Source organism: Blautia sp. OM07-19 (assembly GCF_003481595.1).
Lineage (GTDB): Bacteria > Bacillota > Clostridia > Lachnospirales > Lachnospiraceae > Blautia_A > Blautia_A intestinihominis.
In genome coordinates, this window is record NZ_QULA01000004.1 from 1 (window position 1) to 2,815 (window position 2,815).

Consider the following 2,815-nt stretch of genomic DNA (forward strand, 5'->3'; position numbering starts at 1 on the left):
CTTGCTTATCGAAATTATCTTGTATAAATATGGGTCAAGTTAAGAGCTAAAGCAAGGGGGTACGACGCATTGGATAAAGAAAAGAGGATGATCGCTCATCCCCTTTCTCAGTCTTCTTTGTGAAGTTGTTTCACTACCTGGTTCACGTATGTAGAAAGTCCTGCGACCAGGATTCCCTGCGTGATGGCTGTGAATATTTCCATTGCAATGTCCTGCTTTGTGTGGCAGGTGCAGGTCGCAAACAGGTAGACAGCACAGATCAGGATTCCAATCCCGCCAAGAATCAGCGGAATGTATTTGTCCTTTACCGCCTGTGTCTGTTTCAGTGCGATGCCGATGAAATATAAGACAATGGCTACGATAAGAAGTTCTGGTCTTACGTAATTGGTGAACTGCTCTATGATGGTTTCCCCGCTTTCTGCCGGTGTGTGGCAGTGGTGTCTGGTTTATTGTATGCAGGTCGGAGAGTTTTGACCATAAATTTTACACTCAAATATTAGATATCAAAGCCTTTCTAAATACTCAATCGCTTCATACAATTTCTTATGTAGCATAAGCCAATATTCTATGCAGCCACTTGTCATTAACAGTCTTACTCTGATATTCTGATCCTTTCGTAGTTTTCTAAGTTTTTTGATTATACGATATCGTTCATCCCACTTATTTACATCTTTAGTTTCGACATCAAAGAAAAACCATACTTCATCGATAACTTCTGTATAGTCCCTATATTTAGGATCTTTCTTGAATCGGTCTTCGGCTCGGTCAAACAGTCCTGGTTCTTTTGGATATTGGATCACTGCCACATCACTGAATTTTTTCTTCAGATATTCCGTGTATGCCTGTTCACTCTCTCCCGCACAGAATACTCTTATGATGGCCTTTTCGGTGCCTCTGCTCCCGCAATCTCGTTTCTTTCTGGTCATTTATTCGACCTCCTCAATTTCAAGATCTGGAGTAGCTCCATATTTTCCCGCCAGATAGCCTTTGCGAATATTGTCTGCTGTTTTGGTCATAAAATCAGTAACACTGTATAATTCAGACGAACCATCATTTCTGTTTTTATCAGCAAAATAAATCTGATCTTTTCTTAGCAATTCCAAATTCATCAACTCTGTATTATGCGTTGTGAATATAATCTGTGCTCCATTTGGATTACTGTTTTTACTCTGAAATTTTGCAACAATAAAATTCACAAGCATCGGATGCAGTTCCCGTTCTATTTCATCTACCAGAAGAACGCCGCCTTTTTTCAAAACAGATTCAATAGCCGGTGCCAGAGACATCAGTTTTCTTGTTCCGTCGGATTCATCCTCTAATTCCAGTTTGAACAGACCAGCTTCTCCATTTTCCAAAATTCCTTTATGTTTTGACTGAGCCTTTACCTGACTCATTTTTAACATAATATATAACAAGAATTCTCCTACCTCTGCAGGTAGTGAGATGAATTGTAGATCTGAGCATAAATGCTCAAAAGAATTTTATAAATAAAAAAGAAAACACTTGTTCTCATGGATGACTTGTATTATAATAAAAAAGAACATATTGTTCAGAAATGGCAATTGAAATCATTTGTAAACATGTAGAAATACGAGGTGAGGAAAATAAATCGGGCAGTAAAAGTAAGAATCTATCCAAATGCAGAACAACGTGTACAAATAGAAAAAACAATCGGCTGCAGCCGATTTATCTATAACTATATGCTTGCAGATAAAATGGAACATTATAAAAAAGAAAAAAAAATGTTAAGAAACACACCAGCCAGTTACAAGAAAGAATATCCCTGGCTGAAAGAGGTGGATTCATTGGCGTTAGCAAATGTACAGATGCATCTGGAAAGCGCATTCCATAAGTTTTTTCGTGAACCATCTGCAGGATTTCCGCGTTTCAAATCAAAGAAGTCGTCAAGAAAATCTTATACAACAAACGTAGTGAATGGAAATATCTTTCTGGAAGGAAACTATTTGAAACTGCCTAAGATGACAGCTGTCAGAATGAAGCTTCACCGTCCGATATCAGAAAAATGGAAACTGAAATCTGTGACAGTCAGCAGGGAGCCATCCGGAAAATATTTTGCCAGTCTTTTATTTTGCAGTGAAAACCAAGCAGCAGAAAAAAGACCGGCAGAAAAATTTATTGGGATCGATTTTGCGATGCAGGGAATGTGTGTGTTTTCTACCGGTGAAAGAGCCAAATATCCGATGTTCTACCGGAACACAGAGAAAAAGCTTGCACGGGAACAGAGAAAGCTGTCCAGATGTCAGAAAGGCAGTCAGAATTATAAGAAGCAGAAGAAAAGAGTTGCACTGTGCCATGAAAAAATCCGAAATCAGAGAAAAGATTTTCAGCATAAACTCAGTGCCAGTCTTGCCGAGAGCTTCGATGCAATATGCGTGGAAGATCTGAATCTGAAAGGAATGACAGGAGGACTTCATCTTGGAAAAGGCGTACATGATAATGGATATGGCCTGTTTCTGTCTATGCTGGAATATAAACTGGAGGAACGCGGGAAGTATCTGATAAAAGTAGATCGTTATTTTGCATCAAGTAAGATTTGCAGTGCATGTGGAAAGAAAAAAGAAAAATTGTCTTTATCTGAAAGGATTTATTACTGTGAATGCGGATATAGAATGGACCGTGATGTAAATGCAGCAGTGAACATCATGAATGAGGGAAAAAGAATCTTTGCAGAATGTGCATGACAGCACAATAAAAAGTCCGTAACCGGACTAATAAAAATCGCGGGGCACGCGAGGATAGCTTGTAGATACTTGGCTCAGTAGAGCCATTGAGCAAGAAGCCCCCACTTCAAAAT

4 protein-coding genes are annotated in these 2,815 nt (G+C 39.0%); 1 reads left to right on the forward strand and 3 read right to left on the reverse strand.

What is annotated here, in order from left to right:
* Positions 1-107 precede the first annotated feature (107 nt).
* The 3 genes from DXC01_RS04350 to DXC01_RS04360 form a co-directional block, all read right to left on the reverse strand.
* On the reverse strand, positions 108-401 hold the full coding sequence (locus tag DXC01_RS04350; protein ID WP_199704964.1) for a phage holin family protein: 294 nt from the start codon (positions 399-401) through the stop codon (positions 108-110).
* Between the two features lie 102 nt (positions 402-503).
* A complete protein-coding gene (locus tag DXC01_RS04355; protein ID WP_118698359.1) occupies positions 504-926 on the reverse strand; it encodes an RloB domain-containing protein in 423 nt (140 codons plus the stop codon).
* Positions 927-1,415, reverse strand: coding sequence for an AAA family ATPase (locus DXC01_RS04360; RefSeq protein WP_227223095.1), 489 nt, complete (start codon positions 1,413-1,415; stop codon positions 927-929).
* Between the two features lie 180 nt (positions 1,416-1,595).
* Here DXC01_RS04360 and DXC01_RS04365 point away from each other — a divergent pair, with 180 nt between their 5' ends.
* Positions 1,596-2,702, forward strand: coding sequence for an RNA-guided endonuclease TnpB family protein (locus DXC01_RS04365; RefSeq protein ID WP_118698360.1), 1,107 nt, complete (start codon positions 1,596-1,598; stop codon positions 2,700-2,702).
* The last annotated feature ends 113 nt before the right edge of the window (positions 2,703-2,815 follow it).

What these genes read in the sequence shown, in the direction of transcription:
- DXC01_RS04355 (WP_118698359.1), bottom strand. Translation starts at nt 926, where the DNA reads ATGACCAGAAAGAAACGAGATTGCGGGAGCAGAGGCACCGAAAAGGCC.